Here is a 23,951-nt window from a genome sequence, read left to right on the forward strand (position 1 = left end):
CGCCCTATTCCAACACGATGAGCATTCCGATCATGGATTATTCTTATACATCCCGCGCTGACCGGCAGGGCAGGAAAGCAGGCCGGACCGATCGACTCGAGGCCCCAAAGTTGCAGGCATATCTGCTTACCCGTGAGACGATCCGGCGGCTCAAGTGCTCGACCAACCCATGCTTTGCACGTGATTGGCAGCCAGAACGGAAGTCGACCAGCGGATGTTGATGTCTGCATAGGTACGACTGCGCGAGTACTTGGGTGGCGAGAGTGATCACCCAGACCAGTATTTCGCTGTCATCTTGCATGGACTTTTGAATGGCGATGACACCGCCTAGATCGTCCATTCGAATTGAACCTGCTCATGTCCGGCAGGGACAAGCAAGTGGCCGACAACATCTGTGCGACGGCGAGTGCAGAAAGGCAGCAATCGACGCGGACCTGCCCGTCGATACGGGGAGGACAGTTCAAGGCTGATAGCGGTAGTTCGCCACTGTCTGCTTTCAGTACGGCCAGCGGGTTGAAGCGAGTCGGACGAAAAGAAGTCGGCCTAAAGTCAAGCGTGTATCAGCAGCACACGGCTGACAGTGCATCGTCCCGGGGTCTTCGCTGCTGCTCGGCCTGGCAGACATCGCCCTCCTCGACGCTGTGCCGGCAATGGGGACGCGCTGTGCTCCGCTGAGGTGGCAGAAATAAACATGCGGGCGCCGGCCGATTGCGGCTACTATGGACTCGCTGATATGCACAAGACCATCCGCTCTTAGGTCTCTCCACTCGCGCCAGCGTTCTGCTGCCGCTCCAGTCGAATCCCCCTTGACGATTTTCTTGGCGTCTCTTCGCTAGGGCAATTTCGCGCCTGGCTGTTTTCTAAGGAAATCGACATGTCGACTCAAACTGGTACGGTGAAATGGTTCAACGAAGGCAAGGGCTTTGGCTTCATCGCCCCCGATGACGGCGGCAAGGATCTCTTCGCGCACTTCAAGGAAATCCAGGGCGGTGGCTTCAAGACGCTAGCTGAGAACCAGCGCGTTCAGTTCGAGGTGACCCAAGGCCAGAAGGGCCCGCAGGCGTCGAACATCCGCAGCGTGAGCTGAGTTCCGTGCCTCACCGAGCGTCGAGCAGCTCTCGACGCTCCACCCAAGCGCGGCCAGGCCGCGCTTTTTTTTGGCCTGGACGGAGCCTCCGATGAGAAATCTGCAAGAAGCAACAGAACGCATCTGCGAGCTGAAGGGCGGGCTGGTCGCGCTTGACGCACTGCTGCCGGCCGTCATCGACACCCTTTCAGCTGCCGGCCTGAGCCGGCTGACAGCCTCGTTTGACGCCCATGCCGAGGTCGCGCGAACACTGATGCTGAATTCGGAGATGTCCGACGTGGTGCTCGCAGCCTTCGAGAGGGAAGTCGCGCGCAATAGCGCACTGCTGCGCCGCAGCCAACTGCTGGCCTCCAGTGTGACTGCACCGCCAGGTTTGGACCCTTTGCTCCTCACCGCAACACGTGTGAGCGCCTTTGTCGATACAACCCCGCTGTGCCGCAACACAGGCTTCTTCTTCCGACGTGGCGCCCAACTGTTCTTGGTCAGCACGCGGCAGGCTCTCGTCGGGCATCACGGAACACCGCCGCCGGACCGGATCGACATCGAACTGCCAGTTGGCCCCAAGGGTGACAAGTGCCACACATTGAGCTTTCCGATGCAGCCGTCTGGAAGCCGCGGACGATGTCGCGGAGCTGCTGACGTCGATGTGGCCGTCATGGCCCTCGATCCTGCTGAGCTGCCCGCCTCGGCAATGCCGCTGGCGTTCGATGAGTCACATCTCGACTCCCTCGGAGAAGCCGTTGGCCTCGGGGACCCGGTGTCGACCGTCAGCTTTCCTCTCGGCGATTCCGCGCACGCGCAGCGCATCCCTCTGGCGCGCCGCGGTGCCATCGCCTCGTCTTTCGGCCTGCGCTTCGAAGACACGGCCAGCTTCCTCACCGAGATGCCTTCGCATCCCGCGAGTGCTGGATCGGCGGTTGTCCGTCGCCGGACTGTCGACCGCACAGGCAAGGGACTTGAAGGATGGCAGCTGATCGGAATACATAGCCACGACGCAGCAGCAAGCCAAGACGGGTCAAGCTCGGCTCTGCATCGAGCTTGGTACGCGGACATCTTAATGTCCCTTTCCGACGGTTGCTGGCGTGTCTCGCCTCAGGCGCGCTAGCGCTTTCGGGTGCTCTTCATTGCTTGCCGAAATGCCGTGCATGCGAGGTGCGGCCAGCACATGGGGCTCCATGCTGCACAGCCCAGTGCGTCAAGAGCGAGCAAAAAAAACCGGCCTCAATGAGCCGGCCGACAAGCGAAGCGGCGAGTCTCAGTAGCGGCCGCCACCGAAGCCGCCATTGCCGTAGCCGATATCGGACCGATTGTTGACCCGGTACCCGACAGGGCTGTATGCGCTGGATGATCCTCGGTCCTCGCGCGGACGAGCCAGGTTCACCACGATGGAGCGGCCATCGACCGACATGCCATGCAACGCAGCGATTGCCGCCTGAGCAAACTCGGCAGACTTCATCTCGACGAAGCCAAAGCCCTTGGACTGGCCGGTGTCTCGGTCCAACATGACCTTAGCTGACGCAACCTCTCCGAACTCCGAGAAGTTGCTCTTGAGGCTTGCATCGGTCACGGAGTAGGGCAGATTGCCCACATAAATCTTGCTCATGGGAGAGCCTTTCAAAACGGTTGGCGCAGGAAGCGCAATTGAGCGTGCCATGGATGAGGCCGCGATGGGAGCAGATGGGCTCGCGGGGTTAGCGGTCAAACGGGTCACGTAGACACGTCTGCAGGCAGCCTTGGGTCACTGCAAACAGCTTGGCGGCATCGCGCGACACAAAGGTGGCGTCGAAGCGGAAAACACGCCTGTAGTCCCCCTCCCCACGAGCACGCTGCAGCGCAAACGAAGCTCGAAATCGCCCACAGTGGGTCGGATGTGTCGCTGGCAAGACGACGTAAGGGCCTATGGGGATGGCGAGGTGTGTGATCGGGGGCAGTCAGGGGCGCGGAATCCATCAGGTTCCGCATAAGCAGATGGGCTCGGTCGGCTGCAGCTCGGCAGGCCGAAAGCGCGACGGGCGTCGCGAGGTACAGACCGTTGCCAAGCGCCTCTTGTCGGAGCGCAATTGGTGAGCGTCTTCCGACAATTATGCATTGTGATTATCGTTAACGCAATCAATATTTCTGATAGCTCTATAGTTTCCAGGCTCTGGAGCCATGGAGCTGTGGCCCCGTGGGCGGGGCTCACCAACGACTCGCGAAGCCCTACGACTACAACGCGGGCGCCCGAGCTCCGGCAGCAGAGTCGCGTGGCAGGCCTTGCGGCGTGCCTTGGAAAGTGGCGCGCGAAGAGATTGGCTGACTGCTTTCAGCTAGCAAGGTCAGCAACTTCGATGGCTCCAATCGCTGCAAAACGGATATAGGGCAGTAGTCGTCAGCTGTGCGCGGTCAACCAATTTCGGCACGCTGGCCGGTCGCCCCGGCGCGGGCCGGTTTGTGGCGAAGAAGCAGGCTCGCGGCCGGGGCCCGCTCCATCACAAGGTCTACTTGCCCGCCGCCACCGTCACCCAGCGCCACTCCAGCCAGTTGTCCGGCCGGTGCGCGACCGTGACATGGCTGCGCGCGGCCCAGGGCACGAACTGGCGGTGCAGCGGGATGTAGTGGACCTGCTCCTTCTCGCGCATAAAGGCCTTCTTGACCAGGACCTTGCGCTTCTCGGGGTCCGCTTCGCGGGCCGAGGCCTCGACCAGCGCGTCCAGCTCCGGGTCCTTGAAGTTGCCGCGGTTGTATTCGCCCAGGCCCTTGTCACCGCGGCTGTGGAAGTGGGTCGCAAACACGCTTTCGGCATCGGTGATCGAGCCGCCCCAGCCGAACAGATAGGCCGAGGTGTCGAGGTTCTCGACCTTGCTGAAGAACAGCGCCTTGGGCTGGGCATTGACCCGGGTCTTGACGCCGACCTTGGCCCATTGCGAGGCCAGGGTGATGCAGATGCGCTCGTCGTTGACGTAGCGGTTGTTCGGGCAGTCCAGCGTGAACTCGAAGCCGTTGGCCAGGCCCGCCTCGGCCAGCAGCTTCTTGGCCGCGGCCGGGTCGTAGGGCAGGCGCGCCTCGATCTCCGGGTCGTTGTAGCTGCCCAGCGGAGAGGCGACGACGGCGCCGGTCGGGCTGGCCTGGCCGTTCATCAGCTTGCTCCTGATCGTCTCGATGTCGATCGCCTGGTAGAGCGCGCGGCGCACGCGCAGGTCCTTGAACGGGTTCTTGATGCCCTTGCTGCCGTAGAGCAGCTCGTCGCGGGCCTGGTCCAGGCCCAGGAAGATCACGCGGTTCTCGGGGCCGTTGACGATCTTGACGTTCGGCGTCGCGGCCAGGCGCTCCAGATCGCGCGGCGAGGGGTCGAGCACGAAGTCGACCTCGCCCGAGACCAGGGCCGCGGTGCGCGTCGCGTCGCTCTTGATCGGCGTGTATTCGACCCGCTGCACATTGCCCTCGACCTTGCCCCAGTAGCCGGCGAAGCGCTGGTAGACGGTCTTGCTGTCCGGGGCGCGGTTGACCAGCTGGAAGGGACCGGTGCCGTTGGCGTGGAAGGCGGCATAACTCTCTTCCTTGGCGGCGAAGTCCTGCGTCTTCGTCGCCTTGTTCTCCTCCGCCCAGCCCTTGCTCATGATGTAGACGGTGTTGATGTGCTGCAGAAAGATCGGGTTCACCTGCGGCAGCGTGAATTCGACCGTCAGCGCATCGATCTTCTTCGGCTCGCCCAGCGCGTTCGCATACAGGGCGATCTGCGAACTCGGCTGCTGGGCGCGCTTGATCGAGAACACCACGTCGTCGGCCGTGAAGGGGCGGCCGTCGTGGAACTTGACGCCAGGGCGCAGCTTGAACGTCCACTTCAGCGGCCCGGTCTGCTTCCACTCGGTGGCCAGCTGCGGCACCAGGTTCAGGTTCTTGTCGCGCGCCACCAGGAACTCGTAAACCTGGGCGTTCATCTGGTTGGTCAGCGTCTCGTTCTGCGAGTAGGGGTCCAGGGTCAGCACATCGCCGGCGCTGGCCCAGCGCAGGGTCTGGGCCGAGGCGGACGTCAGCGCCAGCAGCAGGCCGAGGGCGGCAAGAGACTTCATCGAATAACTCCCGATCTGTTCAAGTTCGTTGTCTGCGTTTCATTCTGACCGATGCGCCATGGCCTTGTTTCCGCATGGACACAAAGCGGCGATACGCGCGACAAGCGGGCCGGGCCCAATCGGCTCATCATCAGCAGCAAGCAGCAAGGAGCCTCGCCATGCAACACGACCACGACCTCGGCCTGGCCCGCGATCTCGACCTGATCCGCGGCCAGCAGCTGCGCCGCCGCCGCGCGCTCGGCTGGCTGGCCGGCGCCGGCGCAATGGGGCTGTTCGGCTGCGGCGGCGGCAGCGAGGCCGGCGCCAGCAGCAGTTCCGGCAGTTCCAGCAGCTCGGGCGGCAGCACCGGCTGCAGCTTGATCCCCGAGGAGACGGCCGGCCCCTATCCGGGCGACGGCTCGAACGGCGCCAATGCGCTGGCCCTGGCCGGCATCGTGCGCAGCGACATCCGCTCCAGCATCGCCGGCGCCAGCGCGACGGCCGGCGGCGCGCCGCTGACGCTGACCCTGCGCCTCGTCAATCTCAACGGCGGCTGCGCCGGCCTGGCCGGCTATGCGATCTATCTCTGGCATTGCGACCGCGAGGGCCGCTACTCGCTCTATTCCAGCGGCGTGACGAACCAGAACTACCTGCGCGGCGTGCAGGAGACCGGGGCCGACGGCACGGTGACTTTCACCACCATCTTCCCCGGCTGCTACGACGGCCGCATGCCGCATATGCATTTCGAGATCTTCCGCAGCCTGGCGAGCGCCGGCTCCTATGCGGCCAAGCTGCGCACCTCGCAGCTGAGCTTCCCGGTCGAGGTCTGCAGCGCCGTCTACGGCCAGGCCAGCGGCTATTCGGCCAGCGTCACCAATCTGGCCCGGATCAGCTTCGCCACCGACAATGTGTTTGCCGACGGGGTGACGAACCAGCTGGCCACGATCAGCGGCGACCTCACGAACGGCTACCGGGCGAGCCTTTCCGTCGGCATCGCCGCCTGACAGGAGAACGATTGAACCCGCCCGAGCCCGCCAAGGCCATAGCCCGCTGCCTGGTCGTCGACGACGATGCCGAGATCCGCCAGGCGGTCGGCGACTATCTGCGCCGCTTCGGGCTGCGCGTCTGGGCCGCGGCCAACGGCGTCGAGATGCGGCGCCTGATCGGCTCGAACGAGTTCGACATCGTCGTGCTGGACCTGATGCTGCCGGACGAGGACGGGCTCTCGCTGTGCCGCTGGCTGCGCCGCGATTCGCCGCGCCTGCCCATCATCATGCTGACCGCGCAGGGCGATCCGATCAGCCGCGTGCTGGGCCTGGAGATGGGCGCCGACGACTATCTGGGCAAGCCCTTCGAGCCGCGCGAGCTGGTGGCGCGCATCAAGGCGGTGCTGCGCCGCAGTCAGCCGGATGGCCAGGGTCCCGCCGGCGGCAGGCCGGCCGAGACGGCGCGGCGCCGCCTGGTGCAGTTCGAGGGCTGGCGCTTCGACCGGGTGCTGCGCCAGCTGCGCTCGCCGGACGATGTGCTGGTGATGCTGTCCAATGCCGAGTACCGGCTGCTCAGCGCCTTCATCGACCGGCCCGGCCGGGTGCTCAGCCGCGAACAGCTGATCGAGCTGAGCCGCGCGCCGGGCGTCGTCGTCAACGACCGCAGCATCGACCTGGCCGTCTCGCGTCTGCGCCAGAAGCTCGGCGACTCCTCGCGCGAGCCGGGCCTGATCCGCACCCTGCGCGGCGAGGGCTATCTGTTCGACGCCAGGGTGCAGGGTTAGCGATGGCCTCCTGGCTGACCGCCACGCTGGCCCGGCGCCTGTTCCTGCTGATCTGGGGCGCGCTGGTGCTGAGCCATCTGCTGGCCTGGGGGGCCGTGCAGCTGGTGTATTTCTCGGCCGCTCCGGGTCCGGCGCTGCGCGGCGGGCCGCTGCCGACCTTTCCTTCGCTGCCGCCGACGCCGGGCCTCGATGCGCCGCGCCTGCCGCCTCCTCCACCGCACGCGCTGCCGAAGGACGGGCCGCAGCAGCCGCCGCTGCTGCGCCGCCCCGGCGGCCTGCCCTTCGACATCCTGCTGCTCGACTATGGCGTGCGCCTGCTCGTCATCGCGCTGGCCGCCTGGTACGGCTCGCGCTGGCTGGCGCGGCCGATGCGCCGGCTGGTCGATGCCTCGCAATCGCTGGGCATGGCGCTGAACCAGGACCTGAGCCCGCCCGAGCTCGACGAGGCGCAGGGCACGCGCGAGGTGCGCGAGACGGCCAAGGTCTTCAACGCGATGGCGCGGCAGCTGCGCCAGCAGTTCCGCGCGCGCAGCCTGATGGTGGCGGCGATCTCGCACGATCTGCGCACGCCGCTGACCCGGCTGCGCATGCGGCTGGAGCTGATGGACAGCGAGCCCGATGCGCGCGAGGGCCGCGAGCTGCGCGCCAGGTCGGTGGCCGATGTACGCGAGATGAATGCGCTGATCGACAATGTGCTGGAGGTCTTCCGCGGCGACGCCCATGCCGAGCCGGCGCAGAAGACCGATATCGGCGCGCTGCTGCAGTCGCTCGCCGACGATCTGGTCGAGCAGGGCCAGCCGGTGGTCTTCGAAGCGCCCGGCGCGGCGGCCGTCACCCTCGCCCGGCCCGATGCCTTGCGCCGCGTGCTCGGCAATCTGCTGGCCAATGCGCTGCGCTACGGCGGCAGCGCCGACATCGCGATCGCGCAGAGCGACGCAGAGATCCGCATCACCATCGACGACACCGGCCCCGGCATCCCGGCCGCGCAGCTGGACGAGGTCTTCGAGCCCTTCTTCCGCCTCGAGGCCTCGCGCAGCCAGCACACCGGCGGCACCGGCCTGGGCCTGTTCATCGCGCGCGATCTGACGCAGCGCCAGGGCGGCCGACTGAGCCTCAGCAACCGGCCCGAGGGCGGCCTGCGCGCCGAGCTGGTCCTGCCGCGGCGCTGAAGGCCCCGACGCAGCGAGGGCACGCGTTTTCCAGCAAGCGCGGGGCGAAGCGGCGCCGCACAATCGGCGCACTGACACTGCCGCGAGCGATGCAGCCGATGAAGATCACCGCACTGACCCTGGCCGCCGTCCTGGCGCTGACCACCGTCCACCCCGGCGCCCTGGCGCAATCCGCGGCCGCCGCGCCGAGCCAGAACGCCGCCGGCGTCTGGGACCTGCGCCCGCTGTACGCCGACGAGCAGGCCTGGGATGCCGAGCGCAAGGCCATCCTGGCCGAGCTGCCGAGGCTGCAGGCCTTGCAGGGCACGCTGGGCAGCAGCGCAGCCGGCCTGCGTGCCGCGCTCGACCAGATCTCGGCCCTGCGCAAGCGCCTGGCGCGCCTGTCGGTCTATGCCAGCCTGCAGGCCGACGAGAACACGCAGATCACCGCCAAGCAGGCCGCCAACCAGCTGGCCGACGCGGCCATGAACCAGTTCGGCGAGGCGACCTCCTTCGTCAATGCCGAGGTCGCCGCGCTGGGGCGCGAGAAGGTCGAGGCCTTCCTGGCCCAGGAGCCGGGCCTGGCCAAGCACCGCTATGCCTTGATGACCATGCTGCGCCTGGCCGAGCACACCTTGAGCACGCGCGAGGAGGCGCTGCTGGCCGGCGCCGCCGAACCGCTGCAGCAGCCGCAGGCGATCTACAACCTGCTGGCCAATGCCGACCTGCCCTGGCCCAAGATCCGCATCCGCGGCAAGGAGGTGGTGCTGGACCAGGAGCAGTACGTCAAGCACCGCTCCGACGCCGACCCCGCCGTGCGCCTGCAGGTCTTCAAGGCCTTCTGGCCGGTGTTCAAGGCCTATGAGCGCAGCCTGGGCGCGATCTACGCGGCCAATCTGCGCGGCACGGTGTTCCAGGCCCGGGCGCGCAAATACGCCAGCAGCGTGGCGATGGCGCAGGGTGGCGACAACATTCCCACCGCCGTCTATCGCACCCTGGTGCAGGAGGCCAATGCCGGCCTGCCGACCCTGCACCGCTATCTGGCGCTGCGCAGCAGGATGCTGGGCCTGAAGACGGCCGGCTATCAGGACGTCTATGTGCCGCTGGCCAAGCCCTCGCGCCAGTACACGGTGGCCGAGGCCGAGGCGCTCACGCTGGAGGCGCTGAAGCCGCTGGGCAGCGACTACACCGGCAAGCTGGCCGCGGCCTTCAAGGGAAGCTGGATGCACTCGGTGGCGCAGCGCGGCAAGCGCTCGGGCGCCTATATGAACGGCGCCGCCTACGACGTGCATCCCTATCTGCTGATGAGCTTCAACCAGGACTACAACAGCGTCTCGACCCTGGCGCATGAATGGGGCCATGCGATGCACACGGTCTACACCAATGCCGCGCAGCCCTTCGAGACGGCCGACTACGCGACCTTCCTGGCCGAGATCCCCTCGACGGCCAACGAGCTGCTGCTGGCCGACTATATGGTCGCCAACTCGAAGAACCGCAGCGAGAAGATCTTCGCGCTGAGCCAGGAGCTGGAGAACACCCGCACGACCTTCTTCCGCCAGGCGATGTTCGCCGAGTTCGAGCTGGCCGCGCACGAGGCGGTGGAAAAGGGCGAGGCGATCACCGGCGAGCAGCTGAGCAAGATCTATCTGGACCTGCTGAAGCGCTATCACGGCGATGCGCAGGGCGTGATGAAGATCGACCCGCTCTACGGCGTCGAATGGGCGTACATCCCGCATTTCTACCGCGACTTCTACGTCTACCAGTACGCCACCTGCATCAGCGCCGCCGCCTTCTTTGCCGAGGGCATCGCCCAGGGCGACACGGCGCTGCGCGAGCGCTTCTTCGGCCTCTTGAAGGCCGGCGGTTCCGACGAGCCCTACAAGCTGGCGGCGGCGGCCGGCGTCGACCTGGCCACGCCGGAGCCCTACCGCGCGCTGATCCGGCGCATGAACAAGACCATGGACCGGCTGGAAGCGCTGATCGCCGAACGCTGAATCCTTGCGGCTTCACCCATGCCGAAAGACATGGGGCGCCCTCGCGACGCGACGGCACAATGCGCCGGCCGGGGCCGCGATCGGCTCCATCCAACGAGGTGTCGTTCATGCGCATTCGCAAACTCTCCCTGCTGCTGTCCGGGCTGGCCCTGGCGGCGGCGGCCCAGGCGGCGCCGGCCGCGGACAGCGACCGCTGGCAGCTGCCGGTGGCCAGCAAGAAGCTCGCCAACGGCCTGACCGTGCTGGTCTCCGAGGACCACAGCTCGCCCACCGTCGGCGTCAGCGTCGTCTACCACGTCGGCATGCGGCTGGAGCCCAGGAACCGCACCGGCTTCGCCCATCTGTTCGAGCACCTGATGTTCCAGGGCACGCCGACGGCAACCAAGGGCGTGTTCAACAAGGTCATCACCAGCGGCGGCGGCCGCATGAACGGCTCGACCCGGCCCGACTTCACCAACTACATCGAGACGGCGCCGGTTTCGGCGCTGGAGTCCATCCTCTGGCTGGAGGCCGACCGGATGAAGACGCTGGACTTCAATGCCGCGACCTTGAAGAACCAGCAGGACGTGGTCAAGGAGGAGATCCGCGTCAATGTGAAGAACAGCCCCTATGGCGGCTTCATGTGGATAGACATCGGCCAGCTGGCCTTCCAGAAATGGGAGAACAACCATGATGGCTACGGCAGCTTCGAGGATCTAGAGACCGCCAATCTCGACGATGTGCGCGCCTTCCATCGCGATTACTACGGGCCCAACAACGCCGTGCTGTCGATTGCGGGTGACCTGACCCCGGCGCAGGGCTTCGCCTTGGCCGAGAAGTACTTCGGCAAGATTGCCGCGCGGCCGGTACCCAAGGGCACCGACTTCCACGAGCCGCTCAATACGGCCGAGAAGCGCCTCGAGCAGAGCGACGCCTTGGCGCAGGTGCCGGCGATCGCCGCCGCCTGGAAGATGCCTGATCGCGGCAGCGCCGACCAGGCGGCAATGGCCGTGCTGGGCGAGCTGCTGGCCGGCGGCGACGCCTCGCGCTTCTACCAGGGCCTGGTCAAGGGCCGCGAGATCGCGCTGAACGTCAGCTCGCTCTACGGCCTGACCAGCCCCTGGGAATACGCGGGCCCGACGCTGTACACGGTGTTCGCGCTCTACAAGCCGACGAGCAATGCCGATGCGCTGCTGGCCGCGATGGACGAGGAGATCGCCAAGGTGGTGGAGGACGGCGTCTCGCCGGCCGAGCTGAAGCGCATCAAGACCGGCCTGCTGGCCGGCTGGTACAACGGCCTGGAGAGCTTCCTCTCGCGCGCCGACACCCTGGCCAAGCTGCAGACCCTGTGGGGCGACGCCAATGTCGTCAACAAGATCCCCGGCTGGATCGAGGGCGTCACGAGCGCCGATCTGCAGCGCGCCGCCAAGACCTATCTGACCCGGGCCAACCGCTCGGTGATCGACCGCAAGCCGGTGGCCGCCGCCAAGGCCGAGGAGAAGAAGCAATGATCCGCCTCATCAAGTCCACCCCGCATCTGCTGGTCGCCGCGCTGATGGCCGCCGGCCTGGCCCATGCGGCGGAGCCCAGGCTGCCCAAGGAGCTGCCGGCCTTTGGCCAGGACAAGCCGCTGCCGGTGCCGCAGATCACGAAGAAGACGCTGGCCAACGGGCTGGAGATCTGGGTCGTGCCCCGCCAGGGCCTGCCGCGCGTCGACTATGTGCTGGCGCTGCGCGGTGCCGGCCTGGCGGCCGATGCGGCCGACAAACCGGGCTTCGCCAATCTGCTGGCCGGCCTCTTGAACGAGGGCACGGCCAGGCGCGACTCGCGCGCGATTGCCGAGGCGACCCAGGGCCTGGGCGGCGAGATCGCCGCCTCGAGCAGCCTGGACGGCATCACCGTCGCCGCCAATGCCCTGCCCTCGAATGCGGCGGCGCTGATGGAGCTGCTGGCCGAGGTCGCGCGCATGCCGGCCTTCCCGAAGAACGAGGTCGCGCTCGCCAAGGCCAATGCGCAGCAGAGCCTGAAGGCCAGCGAGGCGAATCCGCAGTTCCGCGCCGAGCGCGCGCTCGACGCGGCGATCTTCGGCGCCCATCCCTACGGCAGCACGCGGCCGACGGCGGCGGCGATCGAGTCCGTCACGCCCGAGCTGCTGCGCGCCGAGCATGCGCGCCGCTTCCGCCCCGGGCGCGCGCTGCTGGTCGTCACCGGCCGCATCGCGCCGGCCGAGGCGATCAAGCTGGCCGAGGCCGCCTTCGGCGACTGGAAGGCGCAGGGCGAGGCGCCGGCCGCCGTCCCGGCCGCGGTGGCGGCCAGCGGCGCCGCGCCGGCGCGTCGGCTGCTCGAGCGACCCGGCAGCGTGCAGTCGACCCTGCGCATCGGTCGCGCCGGCATCGCCGCGCCGGCCGCCGACCTGGTGCCGCTGCGCCTGGCCAGCACCATCATCGGCGGCGGCTTCAGCAGCCGCGTCAACCTGAACCTGCGCGAGGAGAAGGGCTACACCTACGGCGCCTCGGCCGGCGCGCGTTCCTACCGCGAGGGCGGGGCCATCGTCGGCGGCGCCGATGTGCGCAACGAGGTGACGGCCGCCTCGCTGAAGGAGTTCTTCGCCGAGTACCAGCGCCTCGGCCAGGAGCTGGTCGGCGAGGAGGAGATGGCGATGAACAAGCGCTATGTCGCCGGCGGCTATCTGATCAGCACCCAGCTGCAGGGCTCGATGGCGCGCCAGCTGGCCGGCAACTGGCTGATCGGCCTGCCCAGCGACTTCCTCGGCAGCTATGTGCCGCTGGTGCAGAAGGTCACCGCCGAGCAGGTGCGCGAGATCGGCAGGAAGTACTTCGACCCGGCCACGCAGTCCATCGTCGTCGTCGGCGACAAGGCGGTGGCCGAGCAGCTGAAGCCCTGGGGCGAGTTCACGCCGCAGGCGAAATAGGCCTGAAGCCCGGTTGCGGCGCGGTCGGGCTCAGCGATCGCGCCGCAGCAAGGTGATGCCGATCAGGCGCGAGACGACGGCGGCCAGGTACATCACGCCGACGAACATCTCGATGCTGGCCAGCGCGCGCGCCGGCGGCGTGATCGGGATCACGTCGCCGATGCCGGTGCTGGACAAGAGCGCGAAGCTGAGGAACATCAGCTCGGTCCAGCTGCGCGGCGCCTGCGGGTTGACGGCCGCCGCGAAGCAGCCCGGCTGCAGGGTCTGCAGGATCACCATCAGGTACATGAAGCCCCAGGCCAGCAAGGTGAAGGTCGCGGCGGCGGCGAACAGCTCGTCGGTGGTCGCATGCAGATCGCCCATCATGTAGGCGATCAGGCTGGCCGCGGCATAGAAATAGAACACCGCCTCCAGCGCGGCCGACCAGGGCAGCAGCCATTCGCTGCCCTCGACGAACATCTGCAGCGCCAGCAGCACGATGGCCGGCAAGGCGATGCAGACGCTGATCCAGGTCAGGCCCGGCGTCGCGCGCACCATGCGCGTCGTCATGATCAGCACGACGATGCCAAAGCCGCCCAGCACCACCGGGCCGCCGCGCGCCGTCTCGGCAAAGGGATAGAGCAGCAGGCCGGCCAGTTGCACGAACAGCAGCACCGCCGAGGGATGGCGGCGCGTCATCGAGAGCAGCTCGGTGTAGCGCATGCCGGCATTGTGCGGCCGCGCCGCGCTGGCGCCTACGCCGCCGCGCTGCAATACTTGACCCCAGCTCAAGGAGTCCGCCGATGAAACGCCAGACCGCCGCCGATTTCGCGCCCGAAGTGCTGCAGCTGTTCGACCGCTATGTGCACGGCGATCTCAGCCGGCGCGGCTTTCTCGAGCAGGCCGGCGCCCATGCCGGCAGCGCCGCCGCGGCGGCCGGCCTCCTGGCCGCGCTGAGCCCGCAGTTCGCCGCCGCCCAGCAGGTCAGGCCCGACGATCCGTTGATCGCCGCGCGCTGGGCCGAGTTCGATTCGCCCGAAGGAACCGGCAAGGTGCGCGGTTACTTGGTCAAGCCGGCACTGGTGAGGGCCAGGCTGCCGGTCGTGCTGGTCGTGCACGAGAACCGCGGCCTCAATCCGCATATCGAGGACATCGCGCGCCGCCTGGCGCTGGCCGGCTTCCTTGCCTTCGCGCCGGATGCGCTGTTCCCGCTGGGCGGCTATCCGGGCGACGAGGACAAGGCGCGCGAGCTGTTCGGCAAGCTCGATGCGCCCAAGACCCGCGCCGACATGGTCGCCGCGGTGCGTTGGCTGCAGGCGCTGCCCGAGGGCAATGGCCGGGTCGGCGCGGTCGGCTTCTGCTGGGGCGGCGGCATCGTCAACTACCTGGCGACCCAGCTGCCCGATCTGGCCGCCGGCGTGCCCTTCTATGGCGGCCAGCCGCCCGAGGCCGAGGTGGCCAGGATCAAGGCGCCGCTGCTGATCATCTATGCCGGCAAGGACGAGCGCATCAATGCCGGCTGGCCGAAGTACGAGGCGGCGCTGAAGGCGGCCGGCGTGCCCCACGAGGCGCAGATCTATGCCGGCACCCAGCACGGCTTCAACAACGACACGACGCCACGCTACGACGCCGAGGCCGCCCGCCAGGCCTGGCAGCGCACGATCGAGTTCCTCAAGGCCCGGCTGCAAGCCTAGATCGCCCTCCCTCATTGCTGGGGATGCCGCCGCCCTTGCTTTCTCCGCAGAATGGGCGCAAGGCCTGACACCGCCGGGCCGGGCAGGAGCAGCCGATGAGCGACGAGCGCGTGCTTCCCGACGAAGCCCAGCTGATCATCGAGCGGCGCCGGCAGATCGCCGACCCGCCTTCCGAACCGCCGCCGGCGCTGGACGATGGCCCGCGCAAGGGCCTGGCCCTGTCGGGCGGCGGCATCCGCAGCGCGACCTTCGCGCTGGGCGTGCTGCAGGCGATCGCCGAGACGCCGGTGGCCACCGGCCTCGCGGCCGACCCCCGGCCCGGCGGGCGCTTCCGCCATTCCCTGCTGTCGCGCTTCGACTATCTGTCCACCGTCAGCGGCGGTGGCTTCGTCGGCGGCTTCCTCTGCAGCCTGTTCCAGCCCGGGCGCCTGCGGCCCTCGGCCGATACGGCGCTGAAGGCGGCCGACGACGCGGTGGCGGTGCTCGCCAGCGGGCCGCCGGGCCGCATCCGCTCGGCCGATTCCCATGCGGACGAGGCGCGGCTGCGCGCGCCGCTGGCCTGGCTGCGCGAGAACGGCCGTTATCTGGTGCCGACCGGCGTCGGCGACGCCTTCTATGCGGCGGCGCTGGGCCTGCGCGGCTGGCTGTCCCTGCATTTCGTCATCGGCACCATTCTGCTGGCCCTGCTGACCGCGCTGGCGCTGGCGCGGCAATGGCTGATCGCCTGGCAGCCCGGCTCAATCGGCTGGCTGGAGACCGGGCTGCTGAGCCATGCGCTCGAGGGCGTGGACGCCGGCAAGAGCTGGAGCGACGCGATCTGGTGGAGCTCGCTGTTCGCGCTGGCGCTGGCGCCGCTGCTGCTGTGGGCGCTGCCGGCCGGCGTCGCCTTCTGGCTGAGCTTCCAGGGCAAGCATGGGCGCAGCGCCGCGCTGAACCGCGCGGTGGCGGGCATGCTGGCCGCCATCGTCGTGCTGCTGGGCCTGGCGCTGTTCGATCCGGGCGGCCAGCGCGGCGTGCTGATGCTGCACGCGCCCTGGATCGATCGCAGCCTGCTCGGCCAGCTTCACGCGCGGCAATGGCTGTGGCTGGGCCTGGCCGGCCTGGCCTCGCTGGGCGTGCTGTACTACATCGTGGTCGCGCTGCTGAACCCGCATGGCTCGGAGCAGAGCGTCGAGCTGACGCGGCAGCTGTCGACCGCCCTGCTGGCGGTGGCGGCGCTGCTGGTCATCGCCTGCATCGAGACGGTGGGGCAGACGCTCTACCTGCTGCTGGCCGGCGGCAGCCCGGCGCCGCTGCTGACGCCGGCGGCCCTGGTCGCGGCCCTGGTCTGGCTGGGGCGCAAGGGCGCCGCCCTGCTGAACAAGGGCGGCGGCAGCGGCAGCAAGCCCGCGGCGCTGCAGAAGCTGCCGCTGACGACCCTGGGCGGCCTGGCCGGCATGGCGATCTTTCTGCTGACCGCGGCGCTGTGGTCGGTGGCCGTCACGGCGCTGACCTGGGCCGGCGAGCGGCCGGTGCTCGGCGATCTGGGCGGCGCCGATCTGCGGCTCTACCTGGGCGTGCTGCTGCTGGCGGCGCTGCTGATCGCCATCATCACCGGCGCCTTCCCGGCCTTTATCAATCTGTCCAGCCTGCAGGGCTTCTACAGCGCGCGCCTGACCCGCGCCTATCTGGGCGCCAGCAACGGCCGGCGCTTCGACGGCAGCAATCCCAAGGCGCTCACCGTGTCCGAGCCGCTGCCCGATGACAACCTCTGGCTGGACAACTTCTGGTCCGCCAAGCAAGCCAAGCAGCTGAAGACACTGGCGCCGCTGCACATCGTCAACGTGACCCTGAACAAGACCGTGGATCCGGCCGAGCAGCTGGTGCAGCGCGACCGCAAGGGCCAGCCGATGGCGGTGCTGCCCTTCGGCTTCGCGATCGACGGCCAGATGAGCGCCTTCCTCAGCGAGCAGGGCGGCTCCTCGGTCAACTCGCCGCTGAGCCTGGGCCAATGGATAGGCACCTCGGGCGCGGCCTTCTCGACCGGCATCGGCCGCGAAACCTCGCTGGGCATGTCCCTGCTGATGGGCATGGCCAATGTGCGCCTTGGCGTCTGGTGGGGCTCGGGCCAGGGCCGGCGCCAGATCACGCGCTGGCGGCCGCTGCCGCTGCTGGGCGCGGCGCTGGGCGCGGTGTTCCGCACCCAGACCTATCTGTCCTATGAATTCCTGGCCCGCTTCTTCGGCCTGCGGCGGCAATGGCAGTACCTGTCCGACGGCGGGCATTTCGAGAACACCGGCATCTACGAGCTGCTGCGCGCGCCGCGCCGCATCGACCTGATCCTCGCCAGCGACAACGGCGCCGATCCGACCTACGGCTTCAAGGACCTGGCCAATCTGATCCGGCTGGCGCGCATCGATCTGGGCGTGGACATCGGCGTGGTGCGCGACCTCAGCGCCTGGCCGGTGCTGGCCGGCGTGTTCGGAACGCCGGAGCAGTTCCGCAGCGACACGGCCTCGACCGGCGTGCCCAAGCCCTGCGCGCTGCTGCTGCGCGCGCGCCGCGCCAACGCGCCGCCGAGCTGGATCGTGCTGCTCAAGCCCAGCCTGCACGCCGACGCGCCGGCCGACGTGCAGCAGTACGGGCGCGAGAACCCGAGCTTCCCGCAGGAATCGACCACCGACCAGTTCTTCAACGAGGCGCAGTGGGAAAGCTATCGCGCGCTGGGCCACCACATCGCGCGCAAGATCCTGCGCAGCGATGTCTACGCCGCGCTGCAGCAGTACATCGAGCGCGACGGTCGCCCGCCGGGCTCGGATGTCTAGGCCGAACTCCAGGCCCTAACTGGCGTACTTGATCGAGCAGCCATAGGGCCGCGTGTTCGGCTGCGCGACCTTGCGGCCGGCGGCCAGATCGGCCAGGGCCAGGCGCACATAGGGCTCGGCCTTGGCGATGTCCTCCTTCTTGGAGGTCGCGATGCTGTCGATGCCGCCCTTGTAGACCAGCTGGCCGTCCGGCGCGATCACGTACAGATGCGGGGTCGTCTGCGCGCCATAGGCCTTGCCGATCTGGCCCGTCGGGTCCAGCAAGGTTGCCGAGGGCGCCGCTGCGCGGCTGGCGTTCAGCTTGACCGCGGTGGCGCCATCGACAAAGCCCTGCTGGCCCGGCGCCGAGGAGATCACCTGCAGCCAAACCACGCCCTTGTCGGCCGCCTCCTTCTGCTGCGCCGGGATATTGCCGCTCTCGTAATGCTTGCGCACATAGGGGCAGTCGTGATTGGTCCACTCGAGCACCACCGTCTTGCCGCGCAGCGAGGCCAGGTCGATGCTGCGGCCATCGGCCGTCTGGGCGGTAAAGGCCGGGGCCGGCTGGTCCACCGTCGCGGCCGCGAAGGCCAGGCCGCCGAGGCTGGCCGCCGCCAGCGCCAGCAGCGCGCGCTTGCTCAACTTCATCGTCGTCATCGTGTCGCTCCTTAGCTCTTGTCCGAAGAGGCAGGCCGGGCCAGCGCGTCGATGACGATGCCCGGCGTCAACAGCTGCGGCAGCACGACCGCAGCCTCCCCGGCACCGGCCGGGAAGAACAGGTACAAAGGTACGCCGCTGCGGCCGTAGTCGGCCAGCAGCGCCGAGATCGCCGGATCGCGCCGCGTCCAGTCGCCCTTCAGATAGCGGATGCCGCCGCGTTCGAAGGCCGCCTGCACCTCGGGCCGGCTCAGCGCGACGCGCTCGTTGACCAAGCAGCTGATGCACCAGGCGGCGGTCAGGTTGACGAACACCGGCCGGCCCTCGGCGCGCAGCGCGGCCAGGCGCGCGGCCGTGTAGGGCTCGCTGGCGGCCGAGGCCGGCGCCGCCGGCGCCGCGGCGTGCGTGGCCGGCAGCCAGACGGCGCCGGCCAGCGCGGCCACCACGAGGCCGGCCGCCGCTGCGCTGCCGGCCGGACGCGCCGCCGTCGCGCGCCGCAGCCAGGCGGCCAGCGCGATCAGCAGCAGGCCCGCCAGCGCCAGCAGCACGCCATTGGGCCCGCTCTGCTGGGCCAGCACCCAGACCAGCCAGATCACCGCGCCATACATCGGGAAGGCCAGCGCCTGCTTCAGGGTCTCCATCCAGGCCCCCGGCCGCGGCAGCCAGCGCTGCAGCGCCGGCCAGCAGCTGAGCAGCAGATAGGGCAGGGCCAGACCCAGGCCCAGGCCGAGAAACACGGCCAGCAGCGAGGCCGCCGGCTGGCTCAGCGCAAAGGCCAGCGCGGCGCCCATGAAGGGCGCGGTGCAGGGCGTGGCGACGACGCTGGCCAGCACGCCGCCGAAGAAGCTGCCGGCATAGCCGGGCTTGTCGGCAAGACCCGACCCCAGGCCGGCGGCCGCCGCGCCGATCTCGAGCAGGCCCGACAGGCTCAGGCCCACCGCGAACAGCAGATAGGCGACCAGCAGCACGAAGACCGGCGACTGGAACTGGAAGCCCCAGCCGATCTCGGCCCCGGCCGCGCGCAGGCCCAGCAGGAGCAGCGCCAGCGCGGCGAAGCTGGCCAGCACGCCGGCCGTATAGGCCAGGCCATGGCGGCGCGTCGTCGCGGCCGAGCCCTGCGCGTACTTCAGCAGGCTCAGGGCCTTGATCGACAGCACCGGCAGCACGCAGGGCATCAGGTTCAGCACCAGGCCGCCGGCGAGCGCCAGTGCGATCGCCATCGCCAGGCCCGGCGCTTCGCCATCCACGGGCGCCGGCGCGGGCGGCCCGGCGCTCAAGGCCGCCTCGACCCGGTAGGCCTGGCGCGGGCCGTTGGCGCCCTCCTGCAGCACCAGCACGCCGGCCAGCGGCTTGCCGACGGCCAGCGGCGTTTCGCCATTGGGCAGCTGCAATTGCCAGCGATCGCCGACGCGCTGCAGCGGCTGCGGCGCGCTGTGCGCGACCAGGCCCCATTGCTCGGCGAAGAACCAGGCCGAGGCCAAGGGGCCGCTGGCCGGCCAGCTCAGCAGCGGCCCGCCGCTGCCGGCCGCCAGGCGCAGCGGCCAGGGGCTGGCGACCGGCAGCGCCGCCTCGGCCCGGGCGATCGCCGCCGCCTCGGCCGAGGCCTCGGCGCTGCTCGCGACCGGCAGGTCCAGGCCCAGCTCGGCCTGCTGCGGGATGCAGATGTCCTTGCAGACCAGCCAGGCGACCTGGGCCGTCGCCGCGAAGCGGGCGCCCGGCTGCGCATCGGCGGGCACGGCCAGTTCGCTCAGCAGCAGCACCTCGCCCTCGTAGCCGTAGTTGGTGACCGGCCCCAGCGACTGCCGGCTCGGCGCCGGCCATTCGATCGCGCCGGCCGTCGCGCCCTCGGGCAAGCTCCATTCGATGCTGGTCGCCTGGCCGGAATCCCCGGGGTTCAGCCAGTAGGTATGCCAGTGCGTCGCGATGCGCTGGCGCAGCGCGACGCGAAAGCGCTGGCCCGGCTGCACGCTGGACTGGCTGCTCAGCAGCCGCAGCTCGACCTGCTCGCTGCGCGCCTCCTGCGGCGCTGCAGCGATGACGGTCGGTGGCAGGAAGAGCGCGGCGACGACCAGGCGCAGCAGCAGACGGACGGCGATCGGCATGGCGCCAATGCTAGGGCAGGCGGCGCGATCCCGCTTGCTGCCGCTGCCAGGCGACAAAGGCCTCGAAACCCTGCCGCAGCGCATCGAGCGGCAGGCCCGGTTCGAGCCGCTGCAGCGCCAGCGCGCCGGCCTCCAGGGTCGACAGCTGGCCGGCGCGGCGCGCCTTGCGCAGCGCCGCATAGGGCGAGGCGCGGTCCGGCAGCCCGTCCAGGGCCAGGCGCGGCAGCGCCTGCAGCCAGCGGTTTGCATGCAGCAGGACCCGGCTCTTGCGCCAGCTGCCGTCGAGCACGACCAGGCGCAGCCGCTCCGGCGGCGGCAGCGGCTGTGGCAGCGGCGGCGCCTCGGGCATGTCGGGCGTGTCGGGATAGAGCAGCAGGCCGATGCGGCCGTCCGCCGGCGGTGGCTCGAAGCGCTCGCCGCACAGCAGTCTGCAGTTCGCCAGGCCCAGCTGCAGCAGCCGTGCCGTGCCCTTGGGCTGGTGGCGCTCCAGCGGATGCTGCAGGATCAGCAGCTCCAGCGCGCCGGCCAGCGGCGGCCTGGCGGCAAAGCGGCAAATGCAGGCGGTCAGCGGCCGCTCGCAGCGCAGGCAGCGGGCTCGGGTGCTGACAGAGGAAGCGGGCGCGCTCATGGCAGCCGCCATGAGAACACAGGCCGCCGGTCGGCTCAGCCGCGCGCCATCCGTGGCGTCGGCGCCGACGCCGCGAGCGTCGTCGCGCGGCGCCGGCCGGCCAGCAGCACGCCGGCGATCAGGGCCAGCGTGTTCAGCAGGCCCCACAGCGGCGGCATTTCGGGCGACAGCAGCCAGGCGAGGACGGGCATGTCGGTGACGCCGGGGCCGCTGGCGACCTGCAGCACGCCGTAGACGACGCCGACCAGCCAGGCGATCGCGATGCCGCCCAGGCACCAGGCGGTCTGCGGGCGGCGGCCGGTCGACGAGGGCCGCACGGTCCAGTAGGTCCAGCCCAGCGCCAGCACGAACATCAGCAGCGCGATCCAGCTCGCCTCGCAGAGGATGGACAGCTCGCTGCGCGGGCCGCCGAAGCCGGCGTAGAGCGGCTGCAGCAATTGCAGCTCGGCCAGGCGCACGGCCATGCCGACCGCTGCGGTGTACAGCAGAAGGCCGGAGACCAGGGCCTTGAGGCGTCGCTCTTTGCGCATGCGGGGTCCGCTCTCTACTTGTCGTGACGACCCGATTCTGCGCGCCGCGCCCGGGCCGTTTGTCGGCGCAAGGGCCCTGCGCTTGTGAGAAAGCGTGACATTGTCGACAGGCTCGCCCGGGGAAAACCCAGGGCGGCAAAGCGAAAAGCCCTCGCGGGGAGGGCTTGCGGCGAGGCTCGGTGCGGCGAGCGGGGTTCAGCGCCCCGGCGTGTAGATCTGGTCGAACACGCCACCGTCGTCGAAGTGGGTCTTCTGCGCGGTGCGCCAGCCGCCGAACAGCTCGTCGATGGTGAACAGCTTGACGCTGGCGAACTGCTTGGAATACTTGGCCGCCACCTTGGCGTCGCGCGGCCGGTAGTAGTTGCGCGCGGCGATCTCCTGGCCCTCGGGCGTGTACAGATACTCCAGATAGGCCTGGGCGACCTTGCGGGTGCCGCGCTTGTCGACCGTCTTGTCGACGACCGAGACCGGCGGCTCGGCCAGGATGGACAGGCTGGGCGTGACGATCTCGAACTTGTCCTTGCCCAGCTCCTTGACGGCCAGATAGGCCTCGTTCTCCCAGGCGATCAGCACGTCGCCGATGCCGCGCTCGACAAAGGTCGTGGTCGAGCCGCGCGCGCCGGAGTCGAGCACCTTGGTGTTGGCATAGATGCGCTTGACGAAGGCCTTGGCCGAATCGGCATTGCCGCCCGGCTGCTTCAGCGCATAGGCCCAGGCGGCCAGGTAGTTCCAGCGCGCGCCGCCCGAGGTCTTGGGGTTGGGCGTGATCACGTCGACGCCGCTGCGCGCCAGGTCGGGCCAGTTGGCGATCTGCTTGGGGTTGCCCTTGCGCACCAGGAACACGATGGTCGAGGTGTAGGGCGAGGCATTGTTGGGCAGGCGCTTCTGCCAGTCGACCGGCAGCAGCTTGCCGTGGTCGTAGAGCGCGTCGACGTCGTAGGCCAGGGCCAGGGTGACGACATCGGCCTCCAGCCCGTCGATCACCGAGCGGGCCTGCTTGCCCGAGCCGCCATGCGACTGGCGGATCGTCAGGGTCTCGCCGGTCTTGGCCTTCCATTGCTTGATGAAGGCGGCGTTGAAGTCCTGGTAGAGCTCGCGCGTCGGGTCGTAGGAGACGTTCAGCAGGGTGGTCTGCGCCTGGGCGATGGAGGCGCCACCGGCGAGGGCGCTCAGGGTCAGAAGAGTCAGGGTGCGGCGCAGGAAGTTCACGGTTCTCGCTTTCGGTTCTGTGGCGGTGAACGGCCAATGTAGGCAGGCCGCGGTGCCGCGTGAACCAAGAACTTCTGCTTTGCTTATTCAGCGAATCGCCGCTGGCCGGCTTGCTTATTCGCTTGCCGCGCCATGCAGCAGCGGGATCGCATCGAGCCGCGCCTCGATATCGCTCATCATCTGGCGGTAGGCCGGCGCGCCGATGCCACCGTAGCGCCGGACGAAGTCCTGCTCGCGCATGAACTCCGGCAGGTCGGCGACCTCGGGCATGAAGTCGTGCTCCTGCAGGCCCTCGACCAGGGCCGCCTGCAGCCGCGCCGGCTCGCGCACGGCCAGCCGGCCCAGCCGCGTGCCGGCGCGGTCGGCGGCGATGTCGTTGAAGCTGAAGCCGCTGCCGTCGCGCGCGTCGGCGACCTCCTTGTAGACGCCGATCGCGTCGGCCAGCGGCCCGCCGCCGTCGATCGCCAGGCAGGCCGAGACGAGGAAATGCTGCGGGAAGTCGTCGCGGCCGAACAGGGTCACCGTCAGCAGCGGCCGCACCGGCGGCCAGGCGCGCGCGGCCGGCATCAGCTCGGCCCAGCCCTTGCCGCTGGCATACAGGGCCAGGGTCAGCAGCGCCGCGCGGTTCTCGGCCGCCGCGTCCTGGCCTTGGGCCGTGCGCTCGCGCACCAGCGCGAAGATCTGCGGCAGCAGCGCCGCCAGCGAGACCGGCTGGCCGGCCGGCAGCGCCGCGACCAGCGCGCGCAGATGCTCGTGATGCGCGCGGACGCGGGCCTGCTCGGCGGCCGGCCACAGGCCCGCCAGCACGCGCTCCATGCTGTCGGCCTGCCAGCGGTAGTTGATGCGCAGGCGCTGGGCGCCGAAGACCATGCCGTCGATCAGCTCGCCGGCCAGCCGCGTCTCGTCGCTGTAGTGCTGCTGCAGCTGCTGCAGCAGCAGGCGGCGCAGCAGGCCGTTGGCCAGCCAGGCCGGCACCGGCAGGCGGCCGATGCGCAGCTCGCGCAGCTCCGGCAGGGTGGCCGTCTCGGCCAGCAGCGCCTCGATATTGAGCCAGCCCAGCGGCAGTGCGGTGCTGGCGCGCAGCACCGCCCAGCCCGGCTGCAGCCGCACGTCCAGCGCCGTCTGCGGCCGCCGCCGCGCGATCTGGCCCAGCAGCAGGTTCAGCTCGGCCTCGCTGATCTCCAGCCGCCGCGCGCTGCCGGCCAGCCGGCGCGGATCGTTGCGGCGCAGGAAGTCCCGGCCCAGCTGCAACTGGGCCGGGGACAGCTCGCCGGGCAAATCCTTCAGCAGCGGCTGCGACTGGAAGGCCAGGGCCAGCGCCAGGGCGGTGCCCGCCAGCAGCAGCGCCAGCAGGATCAACACCATGTTCTTGATTCTTCTCGCCATGCCTGCAGTCTGCCAGCAAGCCCGGGCTACGATGCGCGCCTGTC

Annotated in this window: 20 protein-coding genes; 10 read left to right on the forward strand and 10 right to left on the reverse strand. The window is 69.2% G+C overall.

Annotation, left to right across the window (positions count from 1 at the left end; genetic code table 11):
• Nucleotides 1-874 precede the first annotated feature (874 nt).
• Both cspE and QWJ38_RS02035 read left to right on the forward strand, forming a co-directional pair.
• On the forward strand, nt 875-1,087 hold the full coding sequence (gene cspE / locus QWJ38_RS02030; protein ID WP_290357368.1) for a transcription antiterminator/RNA stability regulator CspE: 213 nt from the start codon (nt 875-877) through the stop codon (nt 1,085-1,087).
• Between the two features lie 91 nt (nt 1,088-1,178).
• On the forward strand, nt 1,179-2,192 hold the full coding sequence (locus QWJ38_RS02035) for a serine protease (RefSeq protein WP_290357369.1): 1,014 nt from the start codon (nt 1,179-1,181) through the stop codon (nt 2,190-2,192).
• 150 nt (nt 2,193-2,342) lie between these two features.
• Here the strand turns inward: QWJ38_RS02035 and rbp are convergent, their stop codons facing one another.
• From rbp to QWJ38_RS02050, 3 genes are all read right to left on the reverse strand, one after another.
• Nucleotides 2,343-2,690, reverse strand: a complete 348-nt coding sequence (gene rbp / locus QWJ38_RS02040) for an RNA-binding regulator (RefSeq protein ID WP_290357370.1) — start codon at nt 2,688-2,690, stop codon at nt 2,343-2,345.
• Nucleotides 2,691-2,778: 88 nt separating this feature from the next.
• Nucleotides 2,779-2,988, reverse strand: coding sequence for a hypothetical protein (locus tag QWJ38_RS02045; RefSeq protein WP_434063944.1), 210 nt, complete (start codon nt 2,986-2,988; stop codon nt 2,779-2,781).
• Nucleotides 2,989-3,564: 576 nt separating this feature from the next.
• Nucleotides 3,565-5,136, reverse strand: a complete 1,572-nt coding sequence (locus QWJ38_RS02050) for an ABC transporter substrate-binding protein (protein WP_290357371.1) — start codon at nt 5,134-5,136, stop codon at nt 3,565-3,567.
• Nucleotides 5,137-5,294: 158 nt separating this feature from the next.
• Here QWJ38_RS02050 and QWJ38_RS02055 point away from each other — a divergent pair, with 158 nt between their 5' ends.
• The 6 genes from QWJ38_RS02055 (at nt 5,295) to QWJ38_RS02080 (ending at nt 12,939) form a co-directional block, all read left to right on the forward strand.
• Entirely contained in the window at nt 5,295-6,119 is an 825-nt protein-coding gene (locus QWJ38_RS02055; RefSeq protein ID WP_290357372.1) for a dioxygenase family protein, read from the forward strand.
• Between the two features lie 11 nt (nt 6,120-6,130).
• Complete coding sequence (locus QWJ38_RS02060) at nt 6,131-6,886, forward strand: response regulator (protein ID WP_290357373.1); 756 nt, start codon at nt 6,131-6,133, stop codon at nt 6,884-6,886.
• Nucleotides 6,887-6,888: 2 nt separating this feature from the next.
• Complete coding sequence (locus tag QWJ38_RS02065; protein ID WP_290357374.1) at nt 6,889-8,055, forward strand: ATP-binding protein; 1,167 nt, start codon at nt 6,889-6,891, stop codon at nt 8,053-8,055.
• A gap of 98 nt (nt 8,056-8,153) precedes the next feature.
• A complete protein-coding gene (gene pepF, locus QWJ38_RS02070) occupies nt 8,154-10,028 on the forward strand; it encodes an oligoendopeptidase F (RefSeq protein ID WP_290357375.1) in 1,875 nt (624 codons plus the stop codon).
• Between the two features lie 107 nt (nt 10,029-10,135).
• Nucleotides 10,136-11,518, forward strand: a complete 1,383-nt coding sequence (locus QWJ38_RS02075; protein ID WP_290357376.1) for a M16 family metallopeptidase — start codon at nt 10,136-10,138, stop codon at nt 11,516-11,518.
• Nucleotides 11,515-12,939: a M16 family metallopeptidase gene (locus QWJ38_RS02080; RefSeq protein ID WP_290357377.1), complete on the forward strand. Its 1,425-nt coding sequence runs from the start codon at nt 11,515-11,517 to the stop codon at nt 12,937-12,939. Before QWJ38_RS02075 ends, QWJ38_RS02080 begins: the two co-directional genes overlap by 4 nt.
• A 30-nt stretch (nt 12,940-12,969) precedes the next feature.
• Here the strand turns inward: QWJ38_RS02080 and QWJ38_RS02085 are convergent, their stop codons facing one another.
• Entirely contained in the window at nt 12,970-13,641 is a 672-nt protein-coding gene (locus QWJ38_RS02085; RefSeq protein WP_290357378.1) for an ion channel, read from the reverse strand.
• An 80-nt stretch (nt 13,642-13,721) separates the two neighbouring features.
• Here QWJ38_RS02085 and QWJ38_RS02090 point away from each other — a divergent pair, with 80 nt between their 5' ends.
• Together QWJ38_RS02090 and QWJ38_RS02095 are read left to right on the forward strand one after the other, a co-directional pair.
• Nucleotides 13,722-14,612 carry a dienelactone hydrolase family protein gene (locus QWJ38_RS02090; RefSeq protein ID WP_290357379.1) on the forward strand — a complete coding sequence of 297 codons (891 nt, stop codon included), beginning with the start codon at nt 13,722-13,724 and terminating at the stop codon, nt 14,610-14,612.
• A 95-nt stretch (nt 14,613-14,707) separates the two neighbouring features.
• Complete coding sequence (locus QWJ38_RS02095; RefSeq protein ID WP_290357380.1) at nt 14,708-17,416, forward strand: patatin-like phospholipase family protein; 2,709 nt, start codon at nt 14,708-14,710, stop codon at nt 17,414-17,416.
• 15 nt (nt 17,417-17,431) lie between these two features.
• On the opposite strand, the gene QWJ38_RS02100 is transcribed toward QWJ38_RS02095, so the two are convergent.
• From QWJ38_RS02100 to QWJ38_RS02125, 6 genes are all read right to left on the reverse strand, one after another.
• Entirely contained in the window at nt 17,432-18,052 is a 621-nt protein-coding gene (locus QWJ38_RS02100; RefSeq protein WP_341850472.1) for a redoxin domain-containing protein, read from the reverse strand.
• 11 nt (nt 18,053-18,063) lie between these two features.
• Complete coding sequence (locus tag QWJ38_RS02105; RefSeq protein WP_290357381.1) at nt 18,064-20,154, reverse strand: protein-disulfide reductase DsbD family protein; 2,091 nt, start codon at nt 20,152-20,154, stop codon at nt 18,064-18,066.
• Between the two features lie 10 nt (nt 20,155-20,164).
• The gene (locus QWJ38_RS02110; protein WP_290357382.1) at nt 20,165-20,782 is read right to left on the reverse strand and encodes a tRNA-uridine aminocarboxypropyltransferase; all 618 of its coding nucleotides are present in this window, start codon (nt 20,780-20,782) and stop codon (nt 20,165-20,167) included.
• Nucleotides 20,783-20,817: 35 nt separating this feature from the next.
• Nucleotides 20,818-21,312, reverse strand: a complete 495-nt coding sequence (locus tag QWJ38_RS02115) for a hypothetical protein (protein ID WP_290357383.1) — start codon at nt 21,310-21,312, stop codon at nt 20,818-20,820.
• A 195-nt stretch (nt 21,313-21,507) separates the two neighbouring features.
• On the reverse strand, nt 21,508-22,512 hold the full coding sequence (locus QWJ38_RS02120) for a sulfate ABC transporter substrate-binding protein (RefSeq protein ID WP_290358043.1): 1,005 nt from the start codon (nt 22,510-22,512) through the stop codon (nt 21,508-21,510).
• Between the two features lie 123 nt (nt 22,513-22,635).
• Entirely contained in the window at nt 22,636-23,907 is a 1,272-nt protein-coding gene (locus QWJ38_RS02125) for a hypothetical protein (RefSeq protein ID WP_290357384.1), read from the reverse strand.
• Between the last annotated feature and the right edge of the window lie 44 nt (nt 23,908-23,951).

It is taken from the genome of Roseateles violae, assembly GCF_030410485.1.
GTDB lineage: Bacteria > Pseudomonadota > Gammaproteobacteria > Burkholderiales > Burkholderiaceae_C > Roseateles_D > Roseateles_D violae.

Excerpts from the sequence above, each read along its gene's own strand:
- cspE (WP_290357368.1), top strand. The coding sequence starts at position 875 with ATGTCGACTCAAACTGGTACGGTGAAATGGTTCAACGAAGGCAAGGGC.
- QWJ38_RS02035 (WP_290357369.1), top strand. The coding sequence starts at position 1,179 with ATGAGAAATCTGCAAGAAGCAACAGAACGCATCTGCGAGCTGAAGGGC.
- rbp (WP_290357370.1), bottom strand. The coding sequence starts at position 2,690 with ATGAGCAAGATTTATGTGGGCAATCTGCCCTACTCCGTGACCGATGCA.
- QWJ38_RS02050 (WP_290357371.1), bottom strand. The coding sequence starts at position 5,136 with ATGAAGTCTCTTGCCGCCCTCGGCCTGCTGCTGGCGCTGACGTCCGCC.
- QWJ38_RS02055 (WP_290357372.1), top strand. The coding sequence starts at position 5,295 with ATGCAACACGACCACGACCTCGGCCTGGCCCGCGATCTCGACCTGATC.
- QWJ38_RS02065 (WP_290357374.1), top strand. The coding sequence starts at position 6,889 with ATGGCCTCCTGGCTGACCGCCACGCTGGCCCGGCGCCTGTTCCTGCTG.
- pepF (WP_290357375.1), top strand. The coding sequence starts at position 8,154 with ATGAAGATCACCGCACTGACCCTGGCCGCCGTCCTGGCGCTGACCACC.
- QWJ38_RS02075 (WP_290357376.1), top strand. The coding sequence starts at position 10,136 with ATGCGCATTCGCAAACTCTCCCTGCTGCTGTCCGGGCTGGCCCTGGCG.
- QWJ38_RS02080 (WP_290357377.1), top strand. The coding sequence starts at position 11,515 with ATGATCCGCCTCATCAAGTCCACCCCGCATCTGCTGGTCGCCGCGCTG.
- QWJ38_RS02085 (WP_290357378.1), bottom strand. The coding sequence starts at position 13,641 with ATGCGCTACACCGAGCTGCTCTCGATGACGCGCCGCCATCCCTCGGCG.
- QWJ38_RS02090 (WP_290357379.1), top strand. The coding sequence starts at position 13,722 with ATGAAACGCCAGACCGCCGCCGATTTCGCGCCCGAAGTGCTGCAGCTG.
- QWJ38_RS02095 (WP_290357380.1), top strand. The coding sequence starts at position 14,708 with ATGAGCGACGAGCGCGTGCTTCCCGACGAAGCCCAGCTGATCATCGAG.
- QWJ38_RS02100 (WP_341850472.1), bottom strand. The coding sequence starts at position 18,052 with ATGACGACGATGAAGTTGAGCAAGCGCGCGCTGCTGGCGCTGGCGGCG.
- QWJ38_RS02105 (WP_290357381.1), bottom strand. The coding sequence starts at position 20,154 with ATGCCGATCGCCGTCCGTCTGCTGCTGCGCCTGGTCGTCGCCGCGCTC.
- QWJ38_RS02110 (WP_290357382.1), bottom strand. The coding sequence starts at position 20,782 with ATGAGCGCGCCCGCTTCCTCTGTCAGCACCCGAGCCCGCTGCCTGCGC.
- QWJ38_RS02115 (WP_290357383.1), bottom strand. The coding sequence starts at position 21,312 with ATGCGCAAAGAGCGACGCCTCAAGGCCCTGGTCTCCGGCCTTCTGCTG.
- QWJ38_RS02125 (WP_290357384.1), bottom strand. The coding sequence starts at position 23,907 with ATGGCGAGAAGAATCAAGAACATGGTGTTGATCCTGCTGGCGCTGCTG.